The 25,442-nt window shown below is 70.8% G+C and carries 19 protein-coding genes and 1 pseudogene; 11 read left to right on the top strand and 9 right to left on the bottom strand.

What is annotated here, in order from left to right; all coding sequences use genetic code 11:
* Positions 1-91: 91 nt before the first annotated feature.
* Together ACFVHB_RS09650 and ACFVHB_RS09645 are read right to left on the bottom strand one after the other, a co-directional pair.
* On the bottom strand, positions 92-1,468 hold the full coding sequence (locus ACFVHB_RS09650; RefSeq protein ID WP_380317774.1) for a carotenoid oxygenase family protein: 1,377 nt from the start codon (positions 1,466-1,468) through the stop codon (positions 92-94).
* Positions 1,465-2,112 (bottom strand): TetR/AcrR family transcriptional regulator, encoded by a 648-nt coding sequence (locus ACFVHB_RS09645; RefSeq protein WP_380317771.1) that lies wholly within the window; start codon positions 2,110-2,112, stop codon positions 1,465-1,467. Before ACFVHB_RS09645 ends, ACFVHB_RS09650 begins: the two co-directional genes overlap by 4 nt.
* 629 nt (positions 2,113-2,741) lie before the next feature.
* Here ACFVHB_RS09645 and ACFVHB_RS09640 point away from each other — a divergent pair.
* Positions 2,742-3,233 carry a nucleotidyltransferase domain-containing protein gene (locus tag ACFVHB_RS09640; protein ID WP_380317783.1) on the top strand — a complete coding sequence of 164 codons (492 nt, stop codon included), beginning with the start codon at positions 2,742-2,744 and terminating at the stop codon, positions 3,231-3,233.
* A 902-nt stretch (positions 3,234-4,135) separates the two neighbouring features.
* On the opposite strand, the gene ACFVHB_RS09635 is transcribed toward ACFVHB_RS09640, so the two are convergent.
* On the bottom strand, positions 4,136-4,270 hold the full coding sequence (locus tag ACFVHB_RS09635) for a hypothetical protein (protein WP_380317768.1): 135 nt from the start codon (positions 4,268-4,270) through the stop codon (positions 4,136-4,138).
* Positions 4,271-4,362: 92 nt separating this feature from the next.
* On the opposite strand from ACFVHB_RS09635, the gene ACFVHB_RS09630 reads away from it, so the two are divergent.
* Together ACFVHB_RS09630 and ACFVHB_RS09625 are read left to right on the top strand one after the other, a co-directional pair.
* Positions 4,363-4,833 (top strand): hypothetical protein, encoded by a 471-nt coding sequence (locus ACFVHB_RS09630; RefSeq protein ID WP_380317765.1) that lies wholly within the window; start codon positions 4,363-4,365, stop codon positions 4,831-4,833.
* Positions 4,834-5,739: 906 nt separating this feature from the next.
* Positions 5,740-6,843 carry a M23 family metallopeptidase gene (locus ACFVHB_RS09625; RefSeq protein ID WP_380317762.1) on the top strand — a complete coding sequence of 368 codons (1,104 nt, stop codon included), beginning with the start codon at positions 5,740-5,742 and terminating at the stop codon, positions 6,841-6,843.
* A gap of 376 nt (positions 6,844-7,219) precedes the next feature.
* Here the strand turns inward: ACFVHB_RS09625 and ACFVHB_RS09620 are convergent, their stop codons facing one another.
* Together ACFVHB_RS09620 and ACFVHB_RS09615 are read right to left on the bottom strand one after the other, a co-directional pair.
* Positions 7,220-7,654: an NUDIX hydrolase gene (locus tag ACFVHB_RS09620; protein ID WP_380317759.1), complete on the bottom strand. Its 435-nt coding sequence runs from the start codon at positions 7,652-7,654 to the stop codon at positions 7,220-7,222.
* Entirely contained in the window at positions 7,651-7,923 is a 273-nt protein-coding gene (locus ACFVHB_RS09615; RefSeq protein WP_380317789.1) for a hypothetical protein, read from the bottom strand. The genes ACFVHB_RS09620 and ACFVHB_RS09615 overlap by 4 nt, the downstream gene beginning before the upstream one ends.
* Here ACFVHB_RS09615 and ACFVHB_RS09610 point away from each other — a divergent pair.
* A complete protein-coding gene (locus ACFVHB_RS09610) occupies positions 7,815-8,297 on the top strand; it encodes an alpha/beta hydrolase fold domain-containing protein (RefSeq protein WP_380317756.1) in 483 nt (160 codons plus the stop codon). The genes ACFVHB_RS09615 and ACFVHB_RS09610 overlap by 109 nt on opposite strands.
* On the opposite strand, the pseudogene ACFVHB_RS09605 reads toward ACFVHB_RS09610, so the two are convergent.
* Positions 8,252-9,010, bottom strand: a pseudogene (locus ACFVHB_RS09605) (collagenase); the annotation flags it as partial. The gene ACFVHB_RS09610 and the pseudogene ACFVHB_RS09605 sit on opposite strands and share 46 nt — an antisense overlap.
* A 466-nt stretch (positions 9,011-9,476) precedes the next feature.
* A complete protein-coding gene (locus ACFVHB_RS09600; RefSeq protein ID WP_380317753.1) occupies positions 9,477-10,214 on the bottom strand; it encodes an alpha/beta hydrolase in 738 nt (245 codons plus the stop codon).
* 715 nt (positions 10,215-10,929) lie between these two features.
* On the opposite strand from ACFVHB_RS09600, the gene ACFVHB_RS09595 reads away from it, so the two are divergent.
* Positions 10,930-11,340, top strand: a complete 411-nt coding sequence (locus ACFVHB_RS09595; protein ID WP_380317780.1) for a hypothetical protein — start codon at positions 10,930-10,932, stop codon at positions 11,338-11,340.
* 73 nt (positions 11,341-11,413) lie between these two features.
* Positions 11,414-11,767, top strand: coding sequence for a hypothetical protein (locus ACFVHB_RS09590; protein WP_380317750.1), 354 nt, complete (start codon positions 11,414-11,416; stop codon positions 11,765-11,767).
* A 956-nt stretch (positions 11,768-12,723) separates the two neighbouring features.
* Here the strand turns inward: ACFVHB_RS09590 and ACFVHB_RS09585 are convergent.
* Positions 12,724-13,461 carry an alpha/beta fold hydrolase gene (locus ACFVHB_RS09585; protein WP_380317747.1) on the bottom strand — a complete coding sequence of 246 codons (738 nt, stop codon included), beginning with the start codon at positions 13,459-13,461 and terminating at the stop codon, positions 12,724-12,726.
* Positions 13,462-13,634: 173 nt separating this feature from the next.
* Entirely contained in the window at positions 13,635-14,369 is a 735-nt protein-coding gene (locus tag ACFVHB_RS09580) for an SDR family oxidoreductase (protein ID WP_380317744.1), read from the bottom strand.
* A gap of 71 nt (positions 14,370-14,440) precedes the next feature.
* Between ACFVHB_RS09580 and ACFVHB_RS09575 the strand changes: the two genes are divergently transcribed.
* From ACFVHB_RS09575 to ACFVHB_RS09555, 5 genes are all read left to right on the top strand, one after another.
* Positions 14,441-14,650 (top strand): LysR family transcriptional regulator, encoded by a 210-nt coding sequence (locus tag ACFVHB_RS09575; protein ID WP_380317741.1) that lies wholly within the window; start codon positions 14,441-14,443, stop codon positions 14,648-14,650.
* 856 nt (positions 14,651-15,506) lie between these two features.
* On the top strand, positions 15,507-15,881 hold the full coding sequence (locus ACFVHB_RS09570; protein ID WP_380317738.1) for a hypothetical protein: 375 nt from the start codon (positions 15,507-15,509) through the stop codon (positions 15,879-15,881).
* A gap of 128 nt (positions 15,882-16,009) precedes the next feature.
* Complete coding sequence (locus ACFVHB_RS09565) at positions 16,010-18,868, top strand: hypothetical protein (protein ID WP_380317736.1); 2,859 nt, start codon at positions 16,010-16,012, stop codon at positions 18,866-18,868.
* Between the two features lie 11 nt (positions 18,869-18,879).
* Positions 18,880-23,484 (top strand): Ig-like domain repeat protein, encoded by a 4,605-nt coding sequence (locus tag ACFVHB_RS09560; protein WP_380317733.1) that lies wholly within the window; start codon positions 18,880-18,882, stop codon positions 23,482-23,484.
* On the top strand, positions 23,484-25,358 hold the full coding sequence (locus tag ACFVHB_RS09555; RefSeq protein WP_380317730.1) for an Ig-like domain-containing protein: 1,875 nt from the start codon (positions 23,484-23,486) through the stop codon (positions 25,356-25,358). The genes ACFVHB_RS09560 and ACFVHB_RS09555 overlap by 1 nt, the downstream gene beginning before the upstream one ends.
* Positions 25,359-25,442: the final 84 nt, after the last annotated feature.

Raw genomic sequence — 25,442 nt, 5'->3', positions numbered from 1 at the left:
CAGTTGCGCTCGCGTCACGCACCACGGTCTACCGGATCAGAACCCGCCGCGAGGGTGAATCGCACAGATTGATCACGACCGAATACGCGCCCTAGGGGTGGTGAGCGTTCGACGGGTCTCCGGGGACCCAGTTGCCGTGGAGGCCGAGAGGGATCCGTACGGGAAGATGGATGCGGGCGACCGGTTCGCCTGTGAAGTCCTGGGCCGAGAGGATCACCAGATCCGCCGCGCCGCGCTCGGCGTCATGCGCGTACGCCATCACGTATCCGTCGTCCTCGGCGAGGGGCGACTCCGTGGGGACGAACACGCCCTCGCCGACGGCCCCGAAACGGCCGAACTCATGCGCCTCAGTTGTGCCGCGTACCAGGTCGTGCTTGAGCAGTGCACTGCTGAACCCCTCGTTCGGCCGCGGGTCCCCGGGGCCGGTCGGCGGTGCGTAGAGCTCGACCGCGGCCGAGTACCCGTACCGGTGGGAGCGGGCGACACAACGGGAGTCGACCCGCGGAAACTCCTGGATACGGTCGTCCAGCCGGTCTTCCCGGACATGTCCGGCGACCAGGTCGACCCGCCAGCGGTCCAGGGTGGGACGGCTGGTGCCGAAGTCCCTGATGTTGAAGCCCTCGGGGTGCCGGACGATATCGATGACCACGTCCGTGCCGTCGTCGTAGGCGTTGAGCGTGTGCCCGACCAGGCCGGGTGCGACCTCGAACCAGCGCACCTCGCCGCCCGTGCGTGGCATCACGCCCACCCGTGCCTGGTGGGATTCGTCCCAGACAAAGGGGACTCCGGTCGGCAGCTGAGCGGCGCTGAACACCACGGGCGCGTCGAAGAGGATCACATGGTGTTCGGTCAGCGCGAAGTCGTGCATGTAGGGATTACCGGGCGTATGGATCAGTGTGGTCCGCTCCACCGTGCCGGATTCGTTCATGACGATGTGCTGGACATGCTCCGAGCCGTACAGGAAGGCGAGCGAGTGCAGCTCCCGGGTGTGCGGGTCGAAGACGGAATGGGCGTTGGAGCTGTAGCCCTCGGGGGTCGCCCCCAGATCGCAGGGGCCCACCGTGTCGAGGTCGTAGCTGAGTTCGTACGGGCGAATCCCGCCCTCCAACAGGGCGAACGTGCGGCCCGCGAGCCCCGCGACCTGCACGTTCGGTGCCATGTCCAGCCGCTCGTCGACGGGAGTGCCCCGGCGTGGTTCCCCCAGCCGCTCGGCGACGGAGGATGAGCGCACCCAGCGGTTGCGGTACCACTCGGCACGGCCGTCGCGGACACGGACGCCGTGCACCATGCCGGGGCCGAGGGTCCAGATGTGGGCGGCAGGGTCCTCGACACCAAGCGGATTGGGACCGTTTCGCAGGTAGCGGCCGTTGAGGTGGGCCGGGATCCGGCCGGTGACCGGCAGGTCGAACGCGGTGACCTCCTCGGTGACCGGTGCGAAACTTCCCGACAGGTAGCGGCTGATCGTCATGACGTCCGTCCTTGTCCCTGCTGGGCGGCGAGGAAGGACCGTCCCACCGCCGTCATCAGTGTGTCGAAGCGGCGGGCTGCGGCCTCCGGCGGGAAGTGGCCCGCGATCTCCAGGCTCACCGCCCCGTGTGCCGCCGCCCACAGGATCTTTGAGATCTCGTACGCGTCTCCCGGCCCGAACACGCCGGAGTCGATGCATGCCTGAACGGCGGCCACGGAGGCGTCGAAGGCACTCTCGGCCGCACCCAAGGCCTCGGCACTCGGCTGGAACCCGGGCACCGCCTGCTCGAACATCACCCGGTAGTAGGCAGGTTCGGCCAGTGCATGTGCACGGTAGGCAGCCGCGAGGTCGTTGAGTCGAGTCAACGGGTCCTCTGTCCACGAGGTTTGCTGCTGCACCCGCCGTAGGCGGGCGAACCCCTCCCGGTAGAGCGCATCGATCAATCCTTCTTTGCCCCCGAACATGGTGTACAGGACCTTGGTCGAGGCGCCGATCCCGGTGGCGATCCGCCGCATCGTCAGCGCGGCCGGCCCCTCCGTGACCAGCAGGTCTATGGCGTGGTCAAGGATTGTGGTGCGCACGGCCGTCTGGCCTGCGCGTTGAGCTTCCTGATAAGGCGTGTTCACGGAAACAACGTAGCTCATGGGTAACGTTGTTACCCGACTTTTGATGGAGCTTGTCGGCGGCGCCGCTCGATGCCGCGCCCTTCCGGGTGGGCGATGCTGCGGGAGTCGACCGGCGGGCGGGTGGCACAGGTCCGCCTCGGCGGCGTGCCCCGGTGCGGCGTTGACTCTGCGTCGGCAGTGCGGACCCGGGAGTCGGCCCGGCCTGCGCGGTGGATCCTTCCGCGACGGGATGCGTGATGTGCGGGGGTCGGCGAGCGGACTCCGAACCGGGTCGCCGAGGCCGTCGGCGCCACGGGTTGGCCGGCCGGCACGGGCGGTCGAGAATGCGGGCCGAGCGCGTCGCGGTGGCGGGCATCCCGCCCTTCAGCGCCTTGGCGAGCAGCTACCGCAGCGGGCCAGCTATGCGGCGACGCTCGTTCTGGCCAACGGTGTGTGGCATCTCGCCGCCGGCAAATCATAGAAGCCTCGCCCTCTTCGAACGCGCTGGTCGGGGCTTTGGTGGCGTTAGGGGGCTTCCGACGTGCTTATGAAGGTCGTGGGCGGGAGCCCGTGGTCTTGATCGTCTGACTATGGCGGGCCGGAGCGACGGGGTCACGGCAGTAAATCCGCTCGCCTACCCGCGCGATCAGCGTTAGCGTCCGCGAGTGATGACAGCAGACGACGTACTGGCCATCCTCGCCGTGCTGCGGCGGGCAGAGGTGGACATCTGGATCGGTGGCGGCTGGGGAATCGACGCCCTCGTCGGCGAGCAGACCCGCCAGCACCGCGACCTGGACCTGATGCACCGAAGCGACCAGGAGCCAGAGGTGGTCGCGGCCCTCTCGCGAGCCGACTTCGCCGAGACCCTGGATTGGCGACCGGTGCGGTTCGTGGTCACCGACCCCAGTGGTCGAGAGATCGATCTGCACCCGCTGCTCTTCGCCGCCGACGGGTCCGCAGTCCAAGCCTCGACCGACGCCGAGCACCCATTTACCTATCCCGCCTCGTGCTTTGTCACGGGAACGATCCAGGGGACCTCCGTCCCCTGCCTCTCGGCCGATCAGCAGGTCTACTTCCACCAGGGCTACGAACCGGCCGACCGAGACCGTCACGACATGGCGCAGCTCCGACAGGCCTTCGGCATCGCCACCCACTTCTAATGGGTCCGTCGGGCCGTAGGGAGACTACGGCCCGTAGCCGCCAGCAGGTGAGCACTGCCCACTTCGGAGCCACCGTGCCCTGCTGGTCGGCCGGGGGCCTGACTGCTGATGGGATGGCGTGCCCACCAGGCAGGTTGGGCGTGAGCACTTGATCCATGAGAAGGCGAGCCGCGCCTTCTGCAGGCTGCGCACATAGAACGCCAAGAGAAGCTGGGGAAGACCAGTGCTGTTCATCGGCGACGACTGGGTCGAAGACCACCACGACGTGGAGTCGCAGAACGAGACGGGCCGAATTGCTGGTGAGCGCACCCATCGCCACGGCCTGCACTTGGTCACACACTCTCAAGCGGCCATACGCGCGACGGTACCAAGGCCAGTCTTCACGCCGGACGCGATCGAGATGCCCGACCCGAGTAGCAGCGCGTACGTCCCTGGGCAGTTATGGACGTTCAAGGCCAGGGTTGCCGCTGGTAGGCGTCCGCCTGAGAGGCTGGGCGATCTTGTCGCTCATGATGCCAGTGCCAGGGCTCTTCCCCGCCGTGTGGGGCCATGACCCGGCCGGCGAACGGATCGGCCTCTGCTTCACCAAGCAGATCGACGGCGCCACCTCCCATCTCGCCGTGTCCTGGGCATTCGATGGGGAGCAGGGCTACACGGTGGAGGCCCGGGCGAGCCGAAGCGGCGGTTCATGGTGTCCGTGAGCCCCGCAGCGACGACTGTGGGTTCGCCCACCAGGTTGCAAGCCCCACCTCGTGACGAACAGCCAGGACCTGGCCCGAAAGGCCGTCGACCGCTCATTCCCGCCCGGCGAACCGACCGACTGACAGCCAGAGACGGCCCACGCCGGCCTCCGCCGCCCAAGGACACCGTGACGCGGCGACCGGGCGAGTCGGTGGAGATCATCACCCAGCGCCCAGGGCGCGGCGGTGGCGGCGCCCCTCCCCGAGGCCCGCCGCTCGGAGCATCGGGCACCGGATGTGGAGCAGCTCGCCGTCCGGCACGGACGCGAGCACCTGCTCGACATCGGCCGGATCCACGCCGCCTTCTCACCGACGCCCGCGCCCGCGGCGAGGCCTGCGGCCTGTTCGACCTCCTGCCCGCCCCCGAGCTGCCCGCCGGCGAGAGCGGGGTGTACCCGCCCGCCGCCGAGCTCGCTTACACCGCAGGTACCGGCGACGAGCGGCACCGACTACGGGCCTTCATCGAACGCCGCCGCCCCGGCGTCGGCGCCGAGGAGACCGCGGCACAGCTCGCGGCCTGCGCCGCCCTGTGGGAGCAGCCGGGCCCGGACGGCCAGGGCCCGGCGCGGGAGCGGCGCTGGCGATCCTTCCCGCGGCTGCTGGTGGTCCTGGTCGGCACGGCGGCCGCCCAGGTGCGCTCGGCGGTGGCGGACCTGCGGCTGGCCGCCGAGGAGAACCCGGCCACCGCCGGGATGCTGGCCGCGGTCGCAGCCGGCGCCGCCCGGATCGAGGACCTGGTCCAGCGCGGACCCGCCGCGCCGATCCCCATCGGCTGCCTCCTTGCGTGGTCGGTCCTCGGACGATCCGGGTGCCGGCACTCTTCCCCGGGCTCGCCGGGTGTCGCCGACCCCCGGCGTTGATCAACCAGCAACGGCGCGGCGGTAGCGGGGTGGTCGGCGCGGTGATTCACGTCATGCATCCGGCGCCCCTATCCGGCCGCCCCGTTACCTTCTTCGCGGCCCTGAAACGGGGCTCCCCGGCGGGACAGTTGAGACTTCAGACGTTTCGCTCAACCGCTGGGGGCCTCGTTCGTCATGCCCTCACACCGGCAGCACAGCCGTCACCCGATAGAGGCCACTCTGAAAACGCTCACTGACCTGACCACCAGCCACTTCACCGGCGGAACTCAGCCCACGATCCAGCTGCCACGTACTCATCCTCACTCCAGGAGTGCGAGCCACAAGGTCCTGGCGTGAGGAGGATACCGTCGACCATCGACCGTAGCTTGGTGTAGTGGAGCAGCGTGCGGGTCTCCGTGCGTGGCCTGTGCCGGCTGCTGGGCCTCGGATTCGGCCCTATGTCCATAATGGCTTGCCTTGGCCCCACTTGTACGGGTTCGGCTGGCCCCACCTGAGTTCCGGGTTCTTTGGGCCCCACCCGCGCCCATAGTTCCGACATGACGTCAGATGGCGCAGTGGCGCCTTCGGTCCTGTTGGCGGCGCAAACCCGCGTGCGGCTGGACGGGTGTAGTTCGACGCCTGACTCCGGTGGCCTCCACCCGATTCGGTGCGCCTCCGGGTTGCATGGGCCTGCGCCTCGGCGCGGGGCGTGCCGGCGTCCTTCACGGCCCCGGACCCGACGAATGAAAGAGCACGATGGCAGAGCACGACCCTCGTAACCGCACTGGTCGCGGCCCTCTACTTCGCGGGCTCGCCGCAGCCGTGCTCGCAGTCGGCATGCTGGCGGCCTCAGCGGGACCCGGATACGGGACCGGCGCGGCCGCTCTGGCGCCCGGCACTCAGTTCACGCCGCTGACGGCGGCAGTGATGACCGAACCGACGCCGTTCGACGCCACGGACGGCAAGACGCACCTCTCGTACGAACTGCTCACCACGAGCGCACTGTCCAGCAGCACGCCGGTGCGGCTTGACCGTGTCGACGTCAAAGACGCCAGCACCCAACAGATCATCGGCTCGCTGAGCGGGCAGGCGCTGGCCGAGGCTGCCAATCCGGTGGGCGATCCCCTGCCCGGTGCGGACGGGTACACCCCGCCGGCCCCGGCGCCGACGCCGACCGTCATCCAGGGCTCCCAGCAGTGGATCATCTGGCTCGACCTGACCCTCGACCACGGCCGGGCGGCGCCCGAGGTCCTCGAACACCATCTCTCGGGTGCCATCCTGACCGCCTCCGGCCCCTCCGCGTTCGAGGAGACAGTGCAGGCCACCCCGACCGCCCGCACCGCGCCCTTGAACCTGAACCCGCCGGTCCTCCCCGGCACCTGGTACGCCAGCGAGTCGTGCTGCGGCAACACCCACCACCGGCGCGGCCTCGCCCCGATCAACGGCCGCTTCGGCGTGCCGCAGCGCTTCGCGATCGACTGGTACCGGGTCGGCGAGCAAGGGCAGGCCTGGGAAGGCGATCCCGCCCAGCTCACCAGCTACCTGAGCTACCGTCAGCCGGTCGCGGCCGCGGCCCGCGGCCGCGTGGTGGAGGTCCAGGACGGAATCCCGGACAACCCGCCGCCCCACACGCCGCCCATCCCGCCGATCGAGGACACCGTCGGCAACCACATCACCCTGGAAGTCGCGCCGGGCCGCTACCTGCTCTACGGCCACCTGCAACCCGGCTCGCTCAACGTCCGGGAGGGCGACTGCGTCGAACCCGGCCAGGTCCTCGCGCTGATCGGCAACAGCGGCAACTCCACCACCCCGCACCTGCACTTCCAGGTGATGACCACGGCCGAGTTCTTCCCGACCGACAGCCCGCCGTTCACCTTCCAGCAGTTCCGCGTCCTCGGACAGGTCGAACCCCGGATCTGGGACGACAACTTGGGCCTGCAACCGACCGGCGTCCTGCCGATCACGCCCTCACCGTACGAGGGCCCTCACCGTGCGCAGTATCCGCTCGACCGCGAGGTGCTGGAGTTCTGACCCGACTCCGGCACGTCCCCCGGGCGGGCACCGACAACACGGCGCCCGCCCGGACGCATCCTGTCGGGACGCATCGGGGCGGGCGCCGCACACCACACGCTATCGGCCACCGCGCGCGTTTCGTCACACCCACCACTCCGTTGCACGGCAGCCCGTGAAACCTCACCCGATGGAGGAGGTGGGGCCAGCCGAACCCGGAACCGAACCGCTTTCCGGCCGGTGTCGTCTCCCGGGGATGTCCCCAGTACGTGCGACGTGGTCCAGCACCTCCCCCAGTGCCTGCTCCGCGCTGCCGGGCCGGGTCTGGCCGGCCCGCCACGCCTCCAGTACCCGGGTGTTGGCCTCGATCCGCAGAAGCGCGGCCCGGAGCTCTGGATCAGGGGGCGATCAGCGTGCGGACCGCGTCGCTGACCTCGGGCAGTTCCGTGGGCAAGGCCCACTGGTGGGCGTCGTGCTCGGTGAGGACGACCGGCTCGGTCTTCTCCACGGTGACCGCGAAGTTGAACTGGCGGGTGGTTCCGCCGCGGCTGTTCTGGTAGTCGAAGTGGCCGATGTATCCGGTGACCTGGTCGATGGTCAGGCCGGTCTCTTCGGCGGTCTCCCGGTGCAGGGCGTCGAGGATGCTCTCGCCGGTCTCGACCGTTCCGGAGGGGATCTCCCAGAGGCCGCCCATGTAGTCGTCCGGGTTGCGCCGGACGAACAGGATGCGGCCGTCGTGGTTGATGACGGCGGCGGCGACGAAGCCGCTGATGCCGGCGGCTTCGGCGTCGGCGGCCAGGTCGGCCACGAACGCGGAGGAGGTGACGGTCACAGCAGCTCCTTGTGGTGATCGCTGATCTTGATGGCCGCGCGGACGTACTGCTCGGCCAGTTCGAGATCCTGCTCACGATGCCAGACCGGGAGCTTGATCGTGTGCGCGTGGACGTGCTCGGCAACGGGGAAGTCCCCGGCCTGGTACCGGCGGTGGGAGTGTGGGTGGCCGGGGAAGAGCGAGGCGGGGTGCTGGTAGAGCGGCAGCTGGTTCATCGGGCAACAGGTGGAGCCGGGCCGGTCGAACTCGGTGGCGCCCTCGGCGATCAACGCCTGGTGGAACTTCTCGATCGGCAGGCCAAGGGCCAGCTGAAAGTGTCCGGCTCGGCGGTGACGCGCCGCCGGTGCCCCACGGGCAGGACCGCGTGCTCGCGTCCGGGGTGAGGGTCCGGGTGTTCGTGCCAGACCACGTCGACGGCGTGTATTTGCACGTCCAGGGTGGCGGCCGGGCGTTCGGCTCGGCGGACGGGCAGGACGAGAAGCTCTGGACGCTGGCCACGGACGCCCGACTGGCCGTGGTGAGTGTGGACTACCGCTTCGCCCCGGAGCACCCGTGGCCGGAGGGAGGTCCGGCCACGGCGGGGCGTACGGATCAGGCGCCCGTTGCCACGGCGGTCAGCCAGGCGTTCCAGTCGCTCTCGTAGTTCAGCGAGGTGAGGAGGGAACGCGCGGCGGCCCAGTTCCCGGTGCGATAGTGGCCGAGCACGGCGGCGACGTCCGCCGGGTGCCTCTCGACCATGTAGCGGGCGGCGAGGTAGCCCCAGTGGTAGGTGCGGTTGACGTCGCTGTTGTCGTAGGTGGTGTCGAACAGCGTGCGCAGGGCGTAGGCGTGCTTGCCGGCCTCGGCTATCGCGTTGGTGTAGGTGACGCCGCGGTAGGAGTAGGACACGTACTCCGCGATGCCCTCGCCCCACCACACCGTGGGGGTGGTCTGGCTGGCGTTGAAGTCGCCGTACAGGTCGAAGCGGCCGTCGAGGTAGTGGGTGTACTCGTGGTTGAGGTTCCAGATCTGCCAGCTGGGGCTCACGTCGGTGCGCTCGTAGCAGATGAACCGGGGCTGGTTGCCCGTCTTCGCCGGGTCCCCCTCCAGGTACATGCCGCCGTTGTTGGTGTCGATGCCGTAGATCTTCCCGGCGTAGGCCTTGTAGTCGGCGCTCGAATTGAAGACGTCGACCTCCAGGGTGGTGTTGTAGTCGTTCGCGACCGGACCCGGGTCCTTGACCACGCCGTGGAAGTAGGCGTCCTGGTTGGCCAGGCTGGTGCACGTCGCCGTCAGCTGGTCGGCGGTCATCTCCTGCGCCCGGATCCGCAGCGACGGGCTGCAGGTGTGGACGATCGGCAGGATGCGCGACTCCAGCCCGCCGCCGGCGAGGGCCGCACCGGGACTCTTGGCGTTGCCGTGGGCCGGCCGCTGTCCCGGGTCCGCGAGGACCCGATCCGGCGTGGGGGAGGCCGGGGAGACCGGGGCGGCTTGGGCGGCTTGCGCGGCCTGGAGGGGGGTGGCCGCGAGGGCTGCGATCAGCAGCGTGGTGGCGATGGCACGCACGGTGCACTCCTGGGGGTGGGGGCGGATGTCCCGTCAACCACGGGACTGCGTGGTAAAATGGCACACGTCACATTGCCTTTCAAGAGCCCGCACAGGACGAATTGACGATCCGCTGCCCGCACACCCCGCAGCGCAGTACCGCGGCCCCTGCCGGGTGGCAGGGGCCCGCGGCGAACTGCGGAGGGGCGGCCAGGAGCGGCCACCGACCGGCCCTCGGCGGACAGCCCTGTCAGACACCGCCCATGTCATCGTCCGCCGGTGGTCCGGCGGCCCGGCCTCACTTCAGGTGGCGGGCGAAGAACCGGGCCCCGGCGTCGAGTTCGAACTGCGGGACGCCGGTGTGCCCGCCCATGTTGGCGTGCAGCGTCTTCTCCCGGGAGCCGAAGGCGTCGAACAGGTCCAGGGCCGCCTGCCGGTCGTTCCCCTCGTCGTCCCACTGCAGCAGCACCTGCAGCGGAATGGTGACCTCGCGGGCTTCCTCGAACATGGCGGGGGGCACGAGGCTCCCGGCGAAGAGACCGGCGGCCGCGATGCGCGGCTCGACCGTCGCCAGCCGGACGCCGATGGAGATGATGCCCCCCTCGTACCCGACCGGGCCGCCGATCTCGGGCAGCGCGAGGAGGGCGTCCAGGGTGGTCCGCCATTCCGGGACGGCCCTCTCGACGAGCGGGAGGACGAGGGCGTCGACCAGCTCGCCGCCGACCGGCTCACCGGCTTCCATCACCCGGCGCAGTTCGGCGCGGGCCTGGTCGAGGACAGCCAGACCGGGCCGGTCACCGCCCCCGGGGAGCTCGATAGTGGCGGCAGCGAAGCCGTACTCCGTCGCGTAGTACCGGGCCCGCCCGGCCAGCCGGGGGTACATCTTGCTCAGTCCGAGCGGCGGCGGGCTGATCAGGATCAGCGGCGCCGGTGCGGACGCGGCCGCGGGCGTCCACAGGATGCCGGGGATCTCGCCAAGGATGAATCCACGCTCGATGACACCGTCGTCGAAGCGCTGCTCAGAGGTGAATTTCACGGTCGTGCCTTTCGGGAGTGCTCATCAAACGGCGCTCCCGGACGACCTATCGCCCGACCGTGACCCCGGAGGGGAGCACCCATGTCGATACTGCGTTCACGGGTACCACCTCCTCGTTCTCTCGCACGGCCTCCGGAAAGCTAGCAGTGATCTTGGTGATCCGCCAAACGGTTTTCCGCACGGGCCCCCTGCGCCGGCGTCAGCCGAACCCCCGCTGCCGCCGCCGCATCGACGGTGAAGACCGCCGTGGCCGGACCGGACCGTACGGCGCGCTCGCAGATGCGGGGCGGGGAAACCAGATCCTCTCCAGATCGTGGCGCCGGACGCCCTCCTGATGGCGCGTGCGGTCCCCCGTGGCACGAGGGTCCCCCGGGTGGCGTACGCGTGTTCAGCTGCCAGCCGGCATGGCCTGTGCGGGTGCCGCGGTCCTCGCACTGTTCCATCAGCCGTTCGAGGTGTCCGATCCGGGCCGGGCCGAGGCAGTTCCGGCGGGCGCTGCCCATCGTCGGTCCGTGCTTCGTCAAAGCAAGCCGCCAGTCGGAAGAAGAAGGGCCGCGGGGGCGGCCGGCCGTGACTGAGCGCTTCAGTTGGCGGGTCGCGTCAACCGGGCCGCGCGGTAGCCGGCTGTACAGGGCCCGGGAAGAAGCCTGCTTCGCGAGCAATGGCGCTCAAACACTTGACCGTTGGGTGCGGGCGGTGCGACCGTCCACAGGTGATCAACACTGCGGGGGAATCGATTTCGGTCCGACCCGACGACCGCGCCGCGTCCGTTCTGCGCTTCGCGGTGGAACTGGTCGCATGGGTGGCGACGCCCTGGGTGCTGGCCGGCCACTCCTGGCTGCTTGCCGCCCTGTCCGTGATACTCCTGGTCGGCCTCCCCACGTGCTTCTCGACTCCAGGTGACAAAGCGCAGGTGATCATCGCGGTACCGGGCTGGGTCACGATCCTTCTGGTGCTGCTCCAACTCGCCGCGGCCGTAGCTTCCTCATGGCTGGCCTGGCCCGTGTGGGCGGCAGGCCCCGTAACCCTGCTGGCCGCCGCGACTCTGGTCACGGAGCGCCGACGCTGGCGATGGCTGGCCTCCCGCGAAGCAGCTCGTCACCCAGGGCACGCATCCGCCAACTGAAGCGCTCGGTCAAAGGCCCTGTGACTGAGCATTTCAGTCGGCGAGTTGAGCACCGCCCGGCAGGATCTGTCGCATGACACGCGACGACCTCGCCGAGATGCTCGCCGACCAGACGCCGGCCTGCGGCCCCGCACGCGGCGCCCTGCTCTCCGGAGGCACCTTCACGGTCTGGGACAGCCTGATCCCCGCCAACCGGCATGTCGGCGTCTACCGGCGCCGCCTCCGAACCACTCAGAGGCGCGGGGTAGCGACGCTCGGCCTCACCGAGACCGTTGGGATCCTCGAACGAGCAGGAGACGAACCCTTGCGCATCGGCCTGATCCAGACAGCGGACCAAGCCTGGGGGTTCATGCTCTTCTTCAACGCCGCGGCCACGACGGTGCTGGCATGCGCCCGAGGTGGCCGCGTCCGGCCCGAGGACGACTGACAGCGAGCCGAACGCTCAACCGGCCACCTCAACCCCTCACTGGCCGACTGAATCCTGGTCGCCGGCACCCCGGTCCTGGGCGTCAAAGCCGCCCTGAAGGTCCTCGCCGCAGTCCCCGGCGTCCTACCCGGCGCAAGTTCGGGCACCACCTACCCCTCACCGAGCGCCAGGCCCTCATGGCACCGGACCAACGTCGACGGGCCCCCGGGTGTGCTGCTCACACCAGGAACCGCCGCCCCTGGCGTTCTCGGGACGTTGCGCACCCTACCCGCCGCCACCAACAGGACAGCCCCGCAGGGCCGCTGCAACGTCTTCAGGCGCCCTTCGGACGTCGGGGTACAGCACGGATTCGGCGACAGGAACACGATCGCGGGTCTCAACCTCACCGCCAACAGCGGCACCGAGGAGCGCCTGGAGGTGCTGCGCCAGCTCCTCGAGTCGAAGAACGCCCTGCTGCGCCGGCCCGGTCTGGACGGAGGCGCAGCAGGGAACACGCTGGGGCGGCTGACGCGCGAGCTGCCGGCGTCGACCGCGGAGTGGCTGCTCAGCACCGCGCCGTCCGGCGGGGGTGTCGGTGAGCGGCTTCCCGGAGGAAGTGGTGGAGCAGAGCCGGGGCAGCGGTGTCCCGGCGCCGCGCCGGGAGGTCGGCGCGCGGCAGGCGGACGGTGTCGAGCGGTTGCGCGTGCGGCGGCTCGCGCAGGCCGCGGGGACGCCGGCGACGATGCTGTACGCCAGGTGGGACGTCCCTGGCAGCCCCCGGCAGCAGTCGGCGCTCAACGAGCCAGGACCGCCGCCGCCTCTTCGGCTCCGATGCGATTGGCGTCGGTAGGAACGTCGGAACGAAAACCGGCGCTGGGGGCGGCTCCCGGCGGGCCGGCGTATCCCGTAGCTGGGCGCGGAAGGCCCGGCGCGTAGGAGGGTCCTGTGCCAGGCCCTTTCTGCCCTGCCAGGTCGGTTCAGAGCTTGCTCAGCGCCGCCTTGATGAAGTCCGCCGTGCGGCGCGGCTGGGCGATGAAGGCCACATGGGAGCCGTCGACCTCCTCAGTGGTCGCGCCCATCCGCTCGGCCATGAAGCGCTGTGCCTGAGGGGAGAGGGCGTTGTCGTGCCGGGCGATCTGGTACCAGGACGGGACGGTCTTCCAACCGGCCCCGGTGGCCTCTTCGGCGAACGCCGCCGCCGCGATCGGCCGTTGGGCGAGGCTCATGGCCAGGGCCGTCTCGGCGGGAAGGTCGGCGCACATCGACTCGTGGAAGCCGTCCGCGTCGATGTACAGGTCCGGGCCGCCCGCGGCGCCGTGCGCCTCGTAGGAGGTCGGCCGTATGGTCTCGGCCAGCATCGAGGGCGGGAAGGGGGCACCGAGGCCGGCGCAGCTTTCGCCCTCGTCGAGGCCGAACGCGGCGAGGTAGACCAGACCCGCGACGTTGTCGAGGCCGGCGGAGGCCTGCGTGATCACGGCACCGCCGTAGGAGTGCCCCACCAGCAGGACGGGGCCGTCGCAGCCACCGGCGACCGCGCGGACCACGGCCGCGTCGCCGGCCAGACCCCGCAGCGGGTTCGGCGGCGCGACGACGCGGTGCCCGGCGGCCGTCAGCTCGCGGATCACGCCCGTGAACCCGGAGGCGTCGGCAAAGGCTCCGTGCACCAGAACGACCACGGGCGCGCTCGACTCGGTCGGCTGGACGGGTTCGGACATGGGTTGGACTCCTTGTGTGCGGTAGCCGTAGATCGCTACTGGTGTGACTGGGGTGGCTGAGGTGACGGCGCAGCCGCCGCGGGAAACGATGGTCGCCGGTGAGTCTTCGTGTCGCGCCGGGTAAGCCCCGCGCCCGGCCGTCAGGCTTCGGGCGGGGACGGCGCGGCAGGGTCTCACCAGGGAATCGGCCCGTCCGCGGCCAGGAAGGCGCCCGTCGGGCCGTCCGCGCCCACGGTCGCCAGGTCGACCGCGACGGCCGCGCCCTCCCGGGCCGTGCGTACCCCGGTGCGGCGGTTGAGGTCGGTCGCGCAGTAGCCGGGACTCACCGCGTTGACCAGGATCCCTTCGGCGCGCAGTTCGTTGGCGTAGAGCACGGTGACCGCGTTCAGCGCGCTCTTGGAGGTGCAATACGGGAGGAGGACCGAGTAGTAGGCGGACCACGGGCTGCCCGGGTCGGCCAGGTGGGTGAGGGAGCCGAGTTCGCTCGACATGTTGACGATGCGTGCCGCGGCGGAGCGGCGCAGCAGGGGGAGCATGGCGTGGGTCACCGCGATGACGCCGAACACGTTGGTCTCGTAGACCTGGCGGACGGTGGCGGCGGGGGTGTCGCTCGGCTGCTGCGCTCCGGCGGCGATCGCGGCGTTGTTGACGAGGATGTCGAGGCGGCCGAACGTGGCGTCGATGTGCTTGGCGGCGGCCTGGACCGACATCTCGTCGGTGACGTCCAGCGGTACGAACCGTACGTCGGCGCCGTCGGTGCGCAGCTCCTCGGCCGCCGCCTCGCCGCGCTCGGCGTCGCGGGCGCCGATCAGCACGGTGATGCCGAGGGCGGCGAGCCTACGCGCCGTTTCCTTGCCGATGCCCTTGTTGGCGCCGGTGATCAGAGCGGTCTTCTGCGAAGTCGTCATGGCACCCAGCCTCCCCTCACCCACGGGCGGCGGGGAAAGACCGGACGAGTGTGAATCTATAGTCCACGGATATGAATGAGCTGGAGGTGCGCGAGCTGAGGTACTTCATCGCCGTCGCCGAGGAACTGAACTTCAGCCGGGCCGCGCAACGCCCGAGCATGGCGCAGCCTCGCCGGCGGGCGGCGGCGAGGCCGGCGGCCACGGCCCCGCTGTCCAAGGCGATCGCTCAGACGGAGTCCCGGCTCGGCGTACGCCTGCTGGAGCGCACACCCGGCAGATGAGGCTGACCACCGCCGGTCAAGTGCTGCTCGACGTGGGTCGCGCTGGCGCGGTGACCGCCTTGGCCCTCGCCATGCCGGCCACCGCGCTGACCTGGTTCGAGCGGGAGCTGCCGGTCCTCGCCCAGGTGATGGACGACGCGGTCGACGCGCCGCCGCCGGGTCCCGCCGGTGAGTCGCGGTCCCGACCAGCGCACCGGCCGGGTCATGTCCATGCCCGATATGACCGCTCTTCCTGCCAAACGCGGCGATCATCGTCTCCTGGGCAAGGTCGGCCGCAAGTTGTCGCGGGGCGCCCTGATGCATCAGGAAGCCCATCAGCGTGGACATGAGGCTGCGGTAGAAGGGGGCGAACTCCTCCGGTGTGGGAGTCCCGGCGTCGGTCGGCACCTTCGGACCGCTGATACCGGGCGGTGCCGACAGCGGTGGCGAGGCCTCCGCTTCCAACGGATCTTTGTCGCCCACCCGTTCCGTCCCCCTGGGCGCCGTGACTGCTGTGGGATCGTCAGGTTGACGCTGCTGCCGTCGCTGCGGACCTCGTGGAAACGGCTGCCGTTCGGCAGGGACCGGGCGAGCGTCTCGAGGGCGAAACTCACCGGCCCCGAGACGATCTTCCCAGCCCGGCTCGACATGGATGCCCATGCGCCTCCAGATCCAATGACCCCCGCTGGCGGCGGGCGCCAAACCGCCCGCCTCATCCATACTGGAGAGAGCAGGCGACGCGCCCGTGCGGCGGGCAACCGGTGCACTGCGTCGTCCATCGAAACACGACGCCCTCCGAGGCTCCGGACCCAGTGAGTCAAGACTGGTACGGCTCTCAGTAACAGTGCGCGACCACCTTCCCGAGGGGATTCGATCAATGACTGACGTCTTCTTCGCCGATCCTCAGAATCCAATCGTTCCGAGCTCGGCGATCCTCAGTGAATCCGATTCGTTCCAGGTTCAGTGGAGTGCGGTCAACCGTAGCGATGTAGACGTCGAGGCTTTTACGGACCGACTCGTGATCACGAGCATTCCGGAGGGATGCCCCGGCAGTGACGACGCGGATCACCCCGTGGTCTTCGACGAGACCTTCGACGAACCGGCGCTGGCCCCAGGCGATACCGGTCCCCTACAAAAGCCGACCGTGGGACCCTTCGTCGCAGGTTCCTACCGGTTGACGGTGACACTCGCCAACGACACCGGTGCCGGCGACGAAACGTTCAACTGCATCACCATCGACCCCGCGAACTGAAGAGGTCCCGATAGTCGGAGAGAACCTCACGGGATCGCGGAGGCGGCGCAGCGGCCCGCCTCTCCAGGAAACATCCCTTTCGGCCGGGATGCTGGCTGGGAATCATCCTCAGGACGGGGGTGGACCCCATGGCCCCCTTCTCACGAAACGTGGTGCGGTCGCAGGATCTGTTGGCCGTCCGGTTCGAGCTGGTCAATCTCACCTTGCAGACCGACGGACCATCGGCGGGCTGGCTCGTGCGAGAGCAGGCCGGTCAGGACGCCTTCGTCATCGTCCACTTCCCGCCGCAGCACGCCGCCGAGCCGGTGCTCCCGGGCGGGGCGGCGCTGTCCGTGCCGCAGCCCGGGCAACTGTCCGGTCCCAGCAGGCTCGCCTTCCGGCTGCCGCCGGGGACCGACCGGCTTCCGTTCACGCTGGAGGCACTGCTCGACTGGGGGGCCCTGGAACCCAGCCTGCCTCCCGCGGCCCGGCAGCCGAGAGGTGCCGTCGTCGCCGTCGACCCAGATTCCGCCGACCGAAGTGGCGCCGCCCCACAGGCGACCGAGACCGCGCTGGAGCTCCCGTACCACCTGGTGCTCTCGCCCCATCCCGGCGGTGGCTGGGCCCACCCCGTCGAGCCGGTCACCCACGCGGGGCGCACCGAGTTGTGGCACACCCGCCTGGGGGTGCGGGCGCTCGATGCCGACGGCCGTCCGGTCGTCGACGAGGAGCTGGTGGAGGACCGTTATGTGCGGGCGGTGTTTTCGCCGGGCCCGGCCGGCACGTTACCGGACCTGGCGGCCGCCCTGCGGCCGACGCCCGCCCAGCGCCGGACAATCGTCGCGCTCTCGGCGGCCGCTCCCCTCGAGATTGACCAGCTGATGCTCTCCGCGCGGGGCGGCTGGCTCCGGGCGCACGGGCAGTGGTCGGACCCCTCACTCAGCGCGTGGCACCACGTGACGACCCTGGGACGGGACCAGTTCGCGCGCATCACGCAGGAGGGAGTGCTCTTCCCGTTCAAACACCGCGCCGCCTGGATCGACGTCACCGACCGCACGATCGAGGAGAACGCCGGCAGACCGGTGGCGGTCTTGCGGGAGCACCGGTTCCTCCTGGTCCGCGAACCGGTGAAGCACTACGCCGATGACGACTACGACCACCACGGCAGGGAGATGCCGTTCACGGACGTGCGCATCGCAACCCTGTTCACTCCGGCGAGCCCGCGGGTGCTTCCCGACATCGACCGGCGCAGCGACTCCCCCGACGGCGCGGACCCGCCCTTCTGGATCATGAATGCCACACCGCCGGGAACCGTCCCGTTCCACCTTATCGGGACCGACCGGGCGGGCACCGACACCGACTTCCACGCAGCCCTGGTCTTCGTCCCCCTCGCCCTCGCCGACGACCCAGGCACCCTGGCCGAGATCCGGGCCCGCTACCGCCGCGGTGACCCCACGGAGCCGTCCGTCCAGCGACGCGTCGACGTCGGGGGCGCGCCGGTGGCGTTCGCGCCGCCGGTCGACCCGGCCCGGCCCGGCGATACCACCCTGACCACCGACGCACTGACCTTCGACGTGGTCATCGGCCACGGCCCGTTGCCGTTCCTGCCGGTGCTCGAATCGGCGCGGGTGCGACTCCCGGCGGTCGACCGGCTGCTGGGCACCGCCAATCCGGCGACCGTCGTGCCGTCGCCGACGTACCTGGCAGACACCGACGGCAACCCCGCCCACCTGTTCGCCGAACTCACGGCGCCGCTGGAGGTGCAGCTGCCCGCCGAGCGCGGCGCCGTGCTGGCGAGGCCGAACATGGCCGTGAAGGGCCTGTCGTCGACACTCGGGCCAGTCGCCGGGGATCTGGAGGCACTCGCGGCGGGGCGATTCGACCCCGCCGCGTTCTTCACCGGCACTGCGAAACTCATGGGCGCCGTACCGCTGGCCCAGCTGATCTCCGGCGTCTTCGAACCACGGCAGTTCCCGCAGATGTTCAGCCGCACCACCGCCACGTCGGTGGTGACGACGTTGGACTGGGAACCGAAGGTGGAGAGCACGAGCGCGCTGCTGCGCCCGTCGGACGGCGGCGCGCCCATCTCCCTGTCGTTGCATGCCCGGATCGAGCAGTCACTGGGGCCGGACCCCGACCCACCCCGGACCTCGGTGCGCACGACGCTACGCGACTTCACCGTCGGCTTCCCGGGCGTCCTGGAGGTCCGTTTCGATGCCCTGACGTTCCGCTCGGAGAATGGCGCCAAGCCCGGCGTCAGCGTGGAGCTGCCGGACCACGCCGTGCGCCTGTTCTCGGACCTCTCCTTCTTCTCCGCCCTGGCCGACCTCATCGGCGGCAGCGGCTCGGCCTACGCACCCACCGTCGACGTGGGCCCCGCGGGCGTCCGGGCCTCCTACTCCCTGCCGCTGCCACCCGTTCCTCTCGGCGTCTTCCTGCTGGAGAACGTGAGACTGGGCATCAGCCTGAACCTCCCCTTCCTCGACGACCGGCCGAGCCTGCGCTTCGCCTTCGGCGACCGCAATGACGAGTTCCTGGTCACCGTCGAAGGCCTGGGCGGCGGAGGCTTCTTCGCCCTGGCCCTGGGGCTGGACGGCATCGAGACCGTAGAGGCCAGCCTGGAGGTCGGTGCCGCCGTCGGCCTGGATTTCGGGGTGGCCAGCGGCAACGTCGCGATGATGATCGGCGTCTACGCCCGTTACGACGCTCTCCCGGTCGGCAGGGCCTCGGTGACGGGCTACCAGCGACAGAGCGGCGAGGTCGAGGTCCTCGGCCTGGTCAGTGCCTCGATCGACTTCTACCTCGGCCTGACCTACGCGACGCACCCGGACCGGCTGGAGGGCACGGCAACCCTCACGATCAAGGTCGATCTCACGCTGTTCAGCGAGTCGGTGGAACTCACGGTCCGGCGTGTCCTCGTCGGCGGCGCCGACCCGGCGGGCGACCCGGACTTCGGCGACGTGACCACCGAAGAGGACTGGCGGACGTACGCCGACGCGTTCGCCTGAGGAGGTACACCGTGCCCGAACGCGTGATGTGGACAGCGGTCCCCCACGGCGTCGTCGGCGAGGACGGCGACCGTCGGCTGCGCCTGTCGGTGGTGGCCTCACCCCGGTTGACCACCACGGACGGAACGTCCGGCGTGCTCGGCGCGTTCCACGACCTCGGCGGTACGGGAGAGCAGAACTGGCCCTCCCGGCTGGCGACGACCACGTTCGCGCTGGAGCTCGACGACACGGTCGTGGCCGACGGGCTGAAGGCCCTCGGCCAGCTCCAACCCACCTTGTGGGACGCCCTGTTCGCGCCGGAGACGCCCGTGCGCTCCACCCCGGGCTTCCACGACTACGCCGGTCACCGGCTGATCTCCTACCCGGCCAGGGCCCTGCAGGAGCAGGTCCGGCGGCTCTACACGACTGTCGCTCTCGACGCGCTCGCCGGGCCTCCGCCCCTCACCGACAACGGAGCGAACGGGCTGCTGCCGGTCTTGGTCGCCTGCGGCTTCTCGCCCCCGCCACCGCAGGCGCCGGAGCCACCCGGGCGGGAACCGCACATCGCCCTGCGCTCAGCCGAACCGGATCCGAACGCGCCGACGGCGGCAGCGCCGACGCCCGCCTCACCAACCGATTCCGTCGCCGCGTTCCAGGAATTCCACGACCGGCCGGCCCGCCCGAACGCCCCTCTGCCGCCGGCGGACCAGTTGTCCGGGCTGCTGGACTTCCACCAGTGCGTGGCCTGCCTGGGCGACTACCCGGCCCTGATGCGCCGGTTGGGCCTGATCGTCGACCTCGAACTCCCGGCCGCCGGAATCCCCACCGCGTCCACCGCTCGCCGACTGCGCGTCCTGCCCCGCCGGCCGGCCGCCGACCCGACCGACCCGACGGTGGACGTCTCGCCGACCACCAGCGCGGTCTGGGACGGCGACGACTTCGTCACCGCCCCCGACCCCACCGCCCCGGGTATCCCCAACGGCCTGCTGGACCTGAACGGGCCTGACTTCGATCTGATCGACGTCGAGGTGGACGGTGCCGTCCACAAGCTCGTCAACCTCACGCTGAACCTGCAAGCATCACTCTCCCGGACAGCCGCCGACCGCCCCTACACCGCAGCTCTGCCCACGCTGCGTTCGGCAGGCTTCTCACTGGTCCGGGACGGCCGGGCGCACGCGCTCGCCGCACGGCTGGCCGACCAGAGCCGCGATCGGACGACGCTCGACGGGGACAGCCCGCAGGACGTCCTCCTCGGCGCCGAACAGCTGGTCCGCGGCTACCGAGTCGACGTGTGGGACTCCCGGTCGCAGGCCTGGCACTCGCTGTGCGCCCGTTCCGGGACCTACCGCTTCGAGCGGACGGGCACCGTCCTCACGATCGACGACGAGGGCTTCGTCCAGTTGTCCGCCGCGGGCGTGCCTGCCCAGCCGGAGCACCCCGCGGTGCCGGCCGTGCTCTACCTGCCCGAGTCGCTGCTGCGCTGGGCCGGTTGGAGCCTGGTGGCGCCGCGGCCCGGCCTCGCCCTGGCCACCGGCAACGACCCGACGGTGGCCCCGGTCCGGCCGACGAACGCCGCGGTCAACGCGCTGCAGCTGCGGACCTCCTTCGTGGCCGCCGCTCGTTCGCTGCCCTCGCTGCGCTTCGGCGTCGGCTACCGGCTGCGGGCACGCGTGGTCGACCTGGCCGGCAACAGCCGGACCCTGGCCGAGGCCGACGACCTCCCGGCGCTGCCCACGACGGCGCCCGGACGGGTGTACCTGCGCTACGAACCCGTACCTTCCCCCGTCGTCGTGCCGCGCGCCACGCTGTCACCGGACACCGATCCTGGCGCGTCACCGGACCGGCTCGTCATCCGCAGCGCCAACACCGACAGCGCCCAAGACGCCGTCATGAGCACCGGCATCACCGATCGTCACCTCGCCCCGCCCCGGACCACCGTGGCACTGGCCGAGGCCCACGGAGCGTTCGACGGCCCCGACGGCCGCGTGCGCGGCGATCCGGACACGTACCAGATGATCGTGACCGGGGACGGCGCCCACCTGGACCACGACGGGATGGTCCCGGTGGCACCGGCCGAACAGCTGGTGCTGCCCTACCTGCCGGACGTCATCGCCCGGGGAGCCGCACTGCGCGGCCTGCCGGGCACGCCCGACGACACGGTCGGCACCGTCGACGACACCGGCCACCTACGCTACCGACCGACGGACTTCACGCCGGACGACGACCACCGCGCCTCAGCCACCCTGATCGGCTTCGGGCAGGCCGCGGACTGGCCGCACGTACAGCCGTTCCGGCTGGTGCTACGCGAAGGGACGCGGCCCCCCGACTGGGACGCGCAGCGGCGGACCCTCACCGTCTCGCTGCCCAAGGGCGAGGTGGCGCAGGTCGCACTCAGCTCCTGGCTGGATCCCGCCGATCTCGTCCTCCTCGGCGTCTGGGACTGGATGCGCCGACAGGTCGACGACACCGCGCAGACCCTTCAACGGCCGACCGAGCTGGAGGCGCTGTGCGAGGAGGCCGGCCGCCTCGCACAGTGGGCGGTGACGGGCGGGCACTGGGCCCTCACCCCGGCCCGCCCCCTGCTGCTCGTGCACGCCGTGCAGCAGCCGCTGGGCCGGCCGACCATCGACGCCCTGGTCGCCACACGGGCGATCGGCGGCACCGACGCGGGCCTCGAAGGCACCATCCGGGTGCACCACTCCAGCACGGGCCGGGTCGACCTGATCGGCACCTGGAACGAGGTGCCGGGCTCCGGAACAGCCGCCCCGACACCCGCCGAGTCCGCCGCCGACGAACTGCACCTGGAGCACGGCCAGCTCGGCGGCGGCCTGCCCGGCCCGATCACCCTGGGCGGGCGGATCGTGGCCGACTACGACCCGGCGACCGGAACCATCCTGACCCGCACCGGCCGATGTCCCCGGCACCGGTTCCCGGACACCGGGCACCGCGTGGTGCGCTACCGCGCCGTCGCGAGCAGCCGCTTCGCCGAGCACTTCGTCCGGCGGGCCCGGACCGAGCTCCACGGAACGACCGCCGTCCCGCTCGAACCGGCTGGCGTGGCCCCGCACTCGGAGACCGTGCGCAGCGCGGACGGCGCCACGGCGTACGTCCCGGTCACGGAAGGGGCGGGCGACTACACGATGGACTACGGCGCGGGCACCATCGCCCGCACCGACCACGGCGGCATCCCCGACGGGCAGGCGGTGCAGGTCGACTTCCTGCCGCCGGTGACCCGCGCCAGCGACGACGTCGTCGTCCACGTGCCCAGCTCTGCCCGCCCGGCCGCGCCCCGGGTGCGGTACGTCGTGCCCGCCTTCGAGTGGCGCCGTCAGACCGGTACGAACGTCATGGCCAGCCACCGGCACGGCCACTGCCTGCGGGTCTACCTGGACGGGCCGTGGTTCTCCTCGGGCGAGGGCGAGCAACTGGGTGTCCTGGTGGCCCCCTCGGGGGTCGAGCCGCCGGAGCCGCTGGCCGGCTACGTGACCCGTGTGGCCGACGACCCGCTACGGAGCTACGACGGCCCGCGGCCCGGCACGACGGACCTGACCTTCACCGGGACGTTGGACACCGGCCCCGCGGCCCCTCAAGGCCCCGAGGGTCTCACCCTGGACGAGTTGGCCCCCACCCCGGCCAACCGGGTCAACGTCCACGCCTACGACGTCGCCTACGACGAGCACCGGGGCCTGTGGTACTGCGACATCGAGATGGCCCGGACCGGCGACGCACCGGCGTTCGAACCCTTCGTGCGCCTGGCACTGGCCCGCTACCAGCCGCACTCCGTCGTCGAGCACGACCCCGCCGTCGCCGGCGCCTCCCGCGACGTCAAACTCTCCCGGGTGGTCCTCGCCGACTTCGTCCAACTGCCTGCGAACCGGTCGGTGCTGGTGACCCGCGGCATCGGGGCTCCGGGCCGGCTCCACGTGGTCGTCTCGGGCGAGAGCTACCAGGGAACGGCGGCGAGCGTCGGCTCGGCTTCCGTCACGGTGTCCGTCCAGGAGCGGCAGCCCGGCCTCGCGGACGAGCTGGCATGGATCCCCGCCCCGGAGGCCGGCGTCGACCCCGGCGCGCCCGGTCCGACGGTCCCCGATGCTGTCCTGTGGCGCGGAACCGTCACCCTTCCCGAGGACCGGGACCCCGCCGACTTCCGCCTCCTGGTGGAGGAACACGACACCCTGCCGGCCGGCGACCCGTCCCAGCCCCCGCGTCTGCTCTACGCCGATACGCTGGGCCTCGCCGACCTCGGTCCGGCCAGGCCGCCTGCGGATCTCAGCGTCACCTCGTCGCCGAATCCCTCGGTCTACGGCCAGCCGGTGACGATCACGGCCACGGTGCGGCGGGCGGGTGCGGCGCCCGGGACGGGGGCAGCCGGATCCACCGGACACGTCACTTTCACCGACGGCACCCGACAGCTGGGCCGGGTACCGCTGCACGCCGGCCACGCGGTGCTGACCGCGACCGACCTGACGGCCGGCACCCACGAACTCAGCTGCGCTTTCGGCGGCACCCACGAACTCGGCCCCGGACACGGCACCGCCAGCCAGCTCGTGGCCCGGGCCGCGAGCCGGGTCTGCGTCACACCCCGCCTGGAGATCCACGGCACGACCCCCTTCCGCAAGCCACCGGGAAGCACCTGATGCCCGACACCGAGATCCGCATCGACACCTCGAACCTGACATGCCACTCGTTCAGCGTCCCCGAGGCCGGTCCCACGGTCTTCGACGGCTCCGCCTCACCACCACCCACGGTGTCGCTGCCCGTCGCCACGCCATGCCACCTGCAGTTGGGTGACGGGGGCCCGGACAGGGTCTCGGTGGCCGACTTCACCTTCACGGTCGCCGCGGACGGCACCCTCGCCTACGACCCGTCGTACGACCGTTTCCTCGACGGGCGCGACCAGCGCGGTTGCCTGACCGTACACGGACTTCCCGTCCGGCTGGACGTGCAGGTCGACCACGGGCTCCAGCTCCGGATCAGCGGGAGCGCCTTCGAGTCCCACCAGCAGTACGACCTGCGGCTGCCACCCTCGCCGTCCTACCGACTCGACGGCGTAGCCGGCGGTTCCCTTGACTTCCGCCTGACTGCCGACGGCACCGTCCTGGTCGGCCCGGACGTCGTCGAACTCACGAAGACCGGAGTCGACCCGCAGACCGGCGTCGACGTGCTGACCGTCTCCGGACGCACCGTCACCGTCGACAGCACCGGGCTCGACCACTCGATCAAGCCCAATGGATTCGCCCGGTGGCTACCCGGCGGGGTCAACCCGCTCACGGCCCTTCCCGCCGACGGATACCAGTTCCAGCCGGGCTCAGGCTACTTCGTCGCCTGGACCTTCGGCATCACCGCGGACGGGCGGGTCAGCCTCGACCATCGATACGACGAGTTCGCCAGGGCAGACGGCACCACGCTGACCGTCAAGGGCCGCACCGTCCACGTCGACTGCACGGCGCTCCCGCACGATCTGCAGTTGCTCGGGGTCACCCCGACCGAGTTCCCGCGCTGCGCGACCACCGCGTTCACCGCGGTTCCCGTCGCCGCGGTACCCGGCACCGGCTACGGCCTCCTCGCCGGTGCGGGAATCGTCGCCGACGTGTACTTCCGCATCACCCCGGACGGGAACGTGGTCGTGGACCCGATACACCGGGGTTGCGCCACCGTCACGGGCTCCACCCTCACCCTCAGCCCCAAGACGATTCACATCGACGCCACGGCACTGTCCCACGACCTGGAGACGATCGGTTTCTTCCACCCGAACGGGAACAAGCAGCTTCCACGCACGAAGGTGAACGCACTGACAGCCATCCCCGCCCCGGTCACCTCCGGGTACGCGTTGGGGTCGAAGTCGGACCACGGACCATCGTCGATCATGTTCGGCATCGGTCAGGACGGGCATGTGATTCTCGATCCCGCCTGCACCGGGTTCGCCACAGCGGAGGGAAACACCCTCGTCATCCACGGCTACCCGGTCCTAATCGACGCCACCCAGGCGGACAGCGACCTGATGGGCATCGGCAACCTCCTGTCGGCCTCCGGTCCCCCCGGAGTGACACGACTCAGCCCACGAGCGCTCGTCGCCGTCCTGCTTCCCGCGGGGGTCAGCGCTCTCCACTCGTACGGCTACTACCCCCAGACCGCGAACGGGACCTTCGACGACGCCTTCGGCTTCCAGCTCCAGCAGGACGGCACCGTCACCGCCCAAGCTCCGACGCCCGGCGGATACGTCGTGGCACTCTCGGCGTCACCAAACCCCTCCGTGGCCGGACAGGCGGTGACCTTCGGAGCCTGCGTCCGTCCGGCCCCGCCCGGAGCGGGCACACCTCAAGGTGCCTTGACGTTCGCCGACGGGCCAACCGTCCTGGGCAGCGCGCAGCTCGACGGACACGGCTCGGTGTCCTTCAGCACCACGGTCCTCGCGGCAGGCGACCACGAGATCACCCTCACCTACGCGGGAGACGCGAACTTCGAGCCCAGCTCGGCAACGCTCCGGCACCGCGTCGTGCCGTCACTGTGAACCAGGGGTGACGTCGGCCGGCCCCGCTGAACCCACCGGCGCCAGGCGCCGGCGATCGCGCCGTCCGTGATGCCAGCCGGCCCC

This window comes from Kitasatospora sp. NPDC127111 (assembly GCF_042677465.1).
Taxonomy (GTDB): Bacteria; Actinomycetota; Actinomycetes; order Streptomycetales; family Streptomycetaceae; genus Kitasatospora.
This window is presented reverse-complemented; position numbering and strand designations above follow the sequence as displayed.

Excerpts from the sequence above, each read along its gene's own strand:
- ACFVHB_RS09650 (WP_380317774.1), bottom strand. The coding sequence starts at position 1,468 with ATGACGATCAGCCGCTACCTGTCGGGAAGTTTCGCACCGGTCACCGAG.
- ACFVHB_RS09645 (WP_380317771.1), bottom strand. The coding sequence starts at position 2,112 with ATGAGCTACGTTGTTTCCGTGAACACGCCTTATCAGGAAGCTCAACGC.
- ACFVHB_RS09640 (WP_380317783.1), top strand. The coding sequence starts at position 2,742 with ATGACAGCAGACGACGTACTGGCCATCCTCGCCGTGCTGCGGCGGGCA.
- ACFVHB_RS09625 (WP_380317762.1), top strand. The coding sequence starts at position 5,740 with ATGACCGAACCGACGCCGTTCGACGCCACGGACGGCAAGACGCACCTC.
- ACFVHB_RS09590 (WP_380317750.1), top strand. The coding sequence starts at position 11,414 with ATGACACGCGACGACCTCGCCGAGATGCTCGCCGACCAGACGCCGGCC.
- ACFVHB_RS09585 (WP_380317747.1), bottom strand. The coding sequence starts at position 13,461 with ATGTCCGAACCCGTCCAGCCGACCGAGTCGAGCGCGCCCGTGGTCGTT.
- ACFVHB_RS09580 (WP_380317744.1), bottom strand. The coding sequence starts at position 14,369 with ATGACGACTTCGCAGAAGACCGCTCTGATCACCGGCGCCAACAAGGGC.
- ACFVHB_RS09575 (WP_380317741.1), top strand. The coding sequence starts at position 14,441 with ATGAATGAGCTGGAGGTGCGCGAGCTGAGGTACTTCATCGCCGTCGCC.
- ACFVHB_RS09570 (WP_380317738.1), top strand. The coding sequence starts at position 15,507 with ATGACTGACGTCTTCTTCGCCGATCCTCAGAATCCAATCGTTCCGAGC.
- ACFVHB_RS09565 (WP_380317736.1), top strand. The coding sequence starts at position 16,010 with ATGGCCCCCTTCTCACGAAACGTGGTGCGGTCGCAGGATCTGTTGGCC.
- ACFVHB_RS09555 (WP_380317730.1), top strand. The coding sequence starts at position 23,484 with ATGCCCGACACCGAGATCCGCATCGACACCTCGAACCTGACATGCCAC.